This window comes from uncultured Campylobacter sp., from assembly GCF_938017705.1.
Classification (GTDB): Bacteria; Campylobacterota; Campylobacteria; order Campylobacterales; family Campylobacteraceae; genus Campylobacter_B.
This window is the reverse complement of the sequence record NZ_CALIIS010000014.1, coordinates 1-5,028: the sequence shown is the minus strand read 5'-3', so window position 1 is coordinate 5,028 and position 5,028 is coordinate 1. Positions and strand designations below refer to the sequence as shown.

At 47.2% G+C, this 5,028-nt stretch carries 5 protein-coding genes, 1 tRNA gene and 2 pseudogenes; 5 read left to right on the top strand and 3 right to left on the bottom strand.

Annotated elements, in window-relative coordinates; genetic code table 11:
- A pseudogene (locus tag Q0605_RS00940) lies at positions 1–252 on the bottom strand (methionine ABC transporter permease); the annotation flags it as partial.
- Positions 253–335: 83 nt separating this feature from the next.
- On the bottom strand, positions 336–1,013 hold the full coding sequence (locus Q0605_RS00935) for a response regulator transcription factor (protein WP_298703444.1): 678 nt from the start codon (positions 1,011–1,013) through the stop codon (positions 336–338).
- Positions 1,014–1,339: 326 nt separating this feature from the next.
- Between Q0605_RS00935 and Q0605_RS00930 the strand changes: the two genes are divergently transcribed.
- From Q0605_RS00930 to Q0605_RS00910, 5 genes are all read left to right on the top strand, one after another.
- Positions 1,340–1,636 carry an HU family DNA-binding protein gene (locus Q0605_RS00930; RefSeq protein ID WP_177389243.1) on the top strand — a complete coding sequence of 99 codons (297 nt, stop codon included), beginning with the start codon at positions 1,340–1,342 and terminating at the stop codon, positions 1,634–1,636.
- A 69-nt stretch (positions 1,637–1,705) separates the two neighbouring features.
- Positions 1,706–1,792 (top strand) — tRNA-Leu (locus Q0605_RS00925).
- 116 nt (positions 1,793–1,908) lie between these two features.
- Positions 1,909–3,342: an acetyl-CoA carboxylase subunit A gene (locus tag Q0605_RS00920; protein ID WP_298703442.1), complete on the top strand. Its 1,434-nt coding sequence runs from the start codon at positions 1,909–1,911 to the stop codon at positions 3,340–3,342.
- A 9-nt stretch (positions 3,343–3,351) separates the two neighbouring features.
- The gene (locus tag Q0605_RS00915) at positions 3,352–3,636 is read left to right on the top strand and encodes a hypothetical protein (RefSeq protein WP_298703440.1); all 285 of its coding nucleotides are present in this window, start codon (positions 3,352–3,354) and stop codon (positions 3,634–3,636) included.
- Entirely contained in the window at positions 3,629–4,363 is a 735-nt protein-coding gene (locus tag Q0605_RS00910) for an arginyltransferase (RefSeq protein WP_298703438.1), read from the top strand. The genes Q0605_RS00915 and Q0605_RS00910 overlap by 8 nt, the downstream gene beginning before the upstream one ends.
- Positions 4,364–4,822: 459 nt before the next feature.
- Here Q0605_RS00910 and Q0605_RS00905 read toward each other — a convergent pair.
- Positions 4,823–5,028 (bottom strand): annotated as a pseudogene (locus Q0605_RS00905) (ATP-binding protein); the annotation flags it as partial.

Sequence of the window (5,028 nt, the reverse complement as noted above, 5' to 3'; positions counted from 1 at the left end):
AAAGAGCACGATCAGCAAAATTATAAACGGAAAGCTTCGCAGCGTGTTTATCACGACGTCCAGCACGGCGTAGACGAGGCGGTTCTCGCAAAGCCCGCCGCGGCGCGTAAGGATGAGCACGATCGCAAGCACGAGCCCCAAAATAAACGCCAAAGCCGTGCTTACGAAGGTCATATACAGCGTCTCCAGCGTCGCGTTTAGTAGCAGCTTCGGAATCACTCCGCTAAAAAAATTTTGTATCCACTCTATCATATTTATCCTTTCATTTTGCGCCCGTTTGCGCTATATCGAGCTTTTCACCATTTTAAATTTCAAAATTGACGGCGCAAGTGCGCTCATTGTATCAGCTTATAGCCTACGCCGCGAATGGCGTGGATGTAGCTTGGCGCCTTGGACGTTTCGCCGAGCTTTAGGCGGATGCGACCGATGATGACATCGATGCTTTTGCTCGAGGATTCCTCGCTTATGGAGCTGCAGTTGTAGATGAGCTCCTCGCGGGTGATCGCGCCGCCTTCCTTTTTGATGAGATACGAAAGCACGTCGTATTCGGCGATGGTGAGCGACAGTGGCTGTCCTTTGAAGCTGATGACGTGGCGGAAATCATCCACCTCGAGGTCTTTTTTGGGTTTGGCGGCGCGCTGAAGCGAGTTTATGTCGTAGCGCTCGATGTGGCGTTTGATGCGCGCTAAAAGCTCTTGCGGATTATAGGGCTTTGGCAGATAATCGTCCGCGCCGAAGTCAAAAGCGTTGATCTTGTCGGTCAGATCGTGGCGGGCGCTTGATATTATGATCGGTATATCGGTGTTTTTGCGGATCTCTTTGCAGACCTCAAGCCCGTCCATCCCAGGAAGCGTGAGATCTAAAATCACGAGGTTGAAATTTTCTAAATTTAACTTAGAAAGCCCCAAAAACGGATCGTCCGCGACGGTAATATTGATATCGTATTGTTGCAGATATTCGCTTAAAATTTCGGCGAGTTCTAAATCGTCCTCTATCATTAAAATTTTAGTCATAAAAAACCTTTGAAATTTTGCACGGATTATAACAAAATATAGTTTATATATTTTAAAGCGGCAAATTTGGGCGAAATTTTATAAAAATGAAGCTCGGAGAGGAGAAATTTTAAAATTTTTCAAAACCGGGCGAAATTTCAAAAATCAGCCCCAAAAATATGGCGAAATTTTAAAATTTAAAGAAGCGAAATCTGAAAAATTGACGAATTTGGGCTAAATTCGGCTAAATTTTGTCGATTTTTGCGTTTTTTTCTTAAAAAACTATTGTATTTTTTGCGAAACTATTGTAGAATACCGCCCAAACCACTTTATTTTAAAGGATTAGCATGAAAAAAGCTGATTTTATCCAAGTAGTTGCCGAGAAGGCAGGTCTTTCTAAAAAAGATACCGTTAAGGTAGTAGATTCTGCACTTGAGGCTATCAAAGAGCTTTTGGTAAAAGGTGATGACATAAGCTTCATCGGCTTCGGATCTTTCGGCATTGCAGAGCGTGCAGCTCGCGAGGGTAAAGTTCCTGGCACAAACAGAACTTACAAATCTCCTGCTACTAAAGTAGTAAAATTTAAAGTCGGCAAACAGCTAAAAGAGGCTGTTGCAGCTGCAAAAGGCAAGAAGAAAAAATAATTTTCTTGCTCCAAGCCCCGTCTTCGGGGCTTTTCTCTTTTAAATTTATACAATCATAACTTTTTAAATGCCCGAGTGGTGAAATTGGTAGACGCACCAGACTCAAAATCTGGCGAGGGTGACCTCGTGTCGGTTCGATTCCGACCTCGGGCACCATTTAATTTATTTCAAATTTTATCCGGAATTTCAACCGCCTTTTATGAATTTCAACTTGCTATAAAATTTTTTATACTATTATTACCGCGGTATTTCTTTAAAAGAGGCAATTATTTATGATACGTAAAATTCTTATCGCTAATCGCGGCGAGATCGCGGTTAGGATCATTAGAGCCTGCAGAGATCTGCATATCGAAAGCGTCGCGATCTACACTAAACCCGACGTCGATTGCTTACACGTAAAAATCGCCGACGAGGCCTACGAAGTCAGCACCGATGCGCTAAAAGGCTATCTGGACGCCAAAAAGATCGTCGAAGTCGCCAAGGAGTGCGGTGCTGATGCGATACATCCTGGATACGGCTTTTTGAGTGAGAATTACGACTTTGCAAGAGAGGTCGAGGACGCGGGCATTATTTTCATCGGTCCAAAACCCGACGTTATCCGCAAAATGGGCAATAAAAACATCGCTCGCTACCTAATGCGCAAAAATGGTATTCCGATCGTGCCAGGCACCGAAAAGCTAAATCACGAGAGCATGGATACGATTAAAAAATATGCGCGCGAGATCGGCTATCCCGTGATTTTAAAGGCTAGCGGCGGCGGCGGCGGACGCGGTATCCGCGAGGTGTGGGAAGAGAAAGATATGGAGAGCGCCTATGACTCGTGCACGAGGGAGGCGAAGACCTTTTTTAATAACGATGAAATTTTCATGGAAAAACTCGTCGTCAAGCCGCGCCACATCGAGTTTCAGATCATCGGCGACAATTATGGCAACATCATCCACCTCTGCGAGCGCGATTGTTCGATCCAGCGCCGCCACCAAAAGATCATCGAGATCGCGCCGTGCCCCTCGATAAGCGAGCATCTACGTAAGACGATGGGTACGACCGCGGTAGCTGCGGCGAAGGCGGTGAATTATACCAATGTCGGCACGGTGGAATTTTTGCTTGATGATTACAACAACCTCTATTTTATGGAGATGAATACCCGTATCCAGGTCGAGCACGGCATCACCGAGGAGGTCACGGGCGTCGATCTCGTCGTGCGTCAGATCCGTATCGCAAACGGCGAAATTTTAGAGCTTGAGCAAAGCGACATTAAGCCGCACGGCTACGCGATCGAGGCGCGTATCACCTCCGAAAACGTCTGGAAAAATTTCACCCCCGTTCCAGGCACCGTTAGCGATTATTATCCCGCACTCGGTCCTTCCGTGCGCGTCGATAGTCATATCTACAAAGGTTATAAAATTCCGCCGTTTTACGACTCGCTTCTAGCCAAGCTCATCATCAAAACCACCGACTACGACCTGGCCGTCAATAAACTAGAGCGCGCGCTGAAAGAGTTTCGTATCGAGGGGGTGCGCACGATCATTCCGTTTTTGCTCAGCATCAGCAAATCGCGCGAATTTCGACTCGGCTTTTTCGACACGAGCTACGTAGAGAAAAATTTAGACAAAATTTTAGAAAACACCATCGATGATATGCAGCCGAATAAAAACGAAGCGATCGCCGCTATCGCCGCTGCGATGCGCAAATCGGCGCGGATTTAGGAAAGAGTTATGGATTTTTTAGATAGCCTAAAAGATATAAAAAAGGATATGCTTAAGGATAAAGCGGCAAGCTCCGCGCCCAAAAAGCCTAAAAAGAGGGATTCAAATCGCGACGAGTTTAAAGATATTTTCAGAGATGATGATTCGAGCTTGCAAAGCGGGGGTGGCTTAGATGGAGTCACGGATGGGGAATTCGACGCAGCCAAAGAGAGCATCGCCGCACGCGAAAAGCGTCTTAAAGACGAGTTTTTAAAATACGTGGACGCGGCAAATATCAAAAAGCTGAATGACTGAAATTCCATTTTGCACGCTGGATTTTGCCTGCCCCTATCTGGATGGCAGAGCCGCGCGCAGCGAGTATCTCTACGTAAAAGACTGCGACTTTGAGTATAATTCAAGCTTAGTTCAGCACGGCTACCGCCGCTTCGGCAGGTATTTTCAAAAGCCCATTTGCGCAGCCTGTGCGGAGTGTAAAAGTCTACGCATCGATGCCGCAAATTTTAAATTTAGCAGATCGCACCGCCGCGTCTATAAAAATAATCGCACGACCGCCTATGTGTGGCAGTCTCGCCCGCTTTTAAACGATGCGCGTTTGGAGCTTTTCGCGCTTTACCACGACTACATGCATCTAAAAAAGGGCTGGCCTCTGCAAGAGATCGATTTTGAGCGATATGACGAAATTTACGTCCAGGGCCACGGCGACTTCGGCAAAGAAATTTCCTACTACGGCGAGGACGGGCGGCTTATCTGCGTCGATCTCATCGATATCGTGGATGACGGCATTAGCTCGGTGTATTGCTACTACGATCCGTATCTGCCGCATCTAAGTCTGGGTAAATTTTCGCTTTTAAAACAGATCGAGTTCGCCCAAGATCTGGGGCTGCGCTGGATTTATTTGGGCTATGCGGTGAAGCAGTGCCCGAGCCTAGCGTATAAATTTAGTTACGAGCCGTATGAAATTTTAAACTCATACGTAGAGCTTGACACTCCCGCCGTGTGGGAGGGGCGCACAGAGAAATAGGTTCTACGCGCGGGTACCCCGAGCAGCCTAGACAGACATACGCGCCGTGCGGTGCGTGGAAGGATAAGCTCTGCTCGCTCTTGCAGCCTATAAATACTGCGCGCGGTAGAGGTCGTGCCGCCGCGTAGAATTCGGTCGCGCGCAGATGCGACGCGGTATGTAAAAACGCGCCTCGGCGTTAAATCTCGCGTTAAAATTTAGCGCCGCTCGACCTGCAAAAATATCCGCGGCGATGAAATTTAAGGAGATAAAATTTAAAAGTAGAGCAGATGGATTTGCAAATTTTACGGCAGGCTCGGCATTTGTGTGTCGCAAGATGGCACACGCGGCTTTTAGGCGTATTTGGCTCTTGAGTGCGCGCGAAAAAGGGCGATTGGTTTCGGCACTGTAGAAACTAGCTTCGGTTCTCTAGCGGATACCGCCGCGTAAAAGCGGCGGAGCGAAAAGAAAGCGGCCGGTTTAGGGCAAATTTATCAGCTCCACTTTGTTTTCCAATGATTTTGGGATCAATAAAACCTTGCCGTCGCTTGAGATGTCCGCAGGTCTTTGCATCGCGCCGAGGTTTATTTTGTGTATCTGCCCGTTTGCATCAATACGCCAAATTTTGCCGCTTAAAAGATCCTCGCCCCAGTCGCTAACTAAAATTTCGCCGTTTTTTCCGCGCG

Bases quoted from the DNA above. Each gene is read 5' to 3' on its own strand.
- Q0605_RS00915 (WP_298703440.1), top strand. From the start codon at position 3,352: ATGGATTTTTTAGATAGCCTAAAAGATATAAAAAAGGATATGCTTAAG.
- Q0605_RS00920 (WP_298703442.1), top strand. From the start codon at position 1,909: ATGATACGTAAAATTCTTATCGCTAATCGCGGCGAGATCGCGGTTAGG.
- Q0605_RS00930 (WP_177389243.1), top strand. From the start codon at position 1,340: ATGAAAAAAGCTGATTTTATCCAAGTAGTTGCCGAGAAGGCAGGTCTT.
- Q0605_RS00910 (WP_298703438.1), top strand. From the start codon at position 3,629: ATGACTGAAATTCCATTTTGCACGCTGGATTTTGCCTGCCCCTATCTG.
- Q0605_RS00935 (WP_298703444.1), bottom strand. From the start codon at position 1,013: ATGACTAAAATTTTAATGATAGAGGACGATTTAGAACTCGCCGAAATT.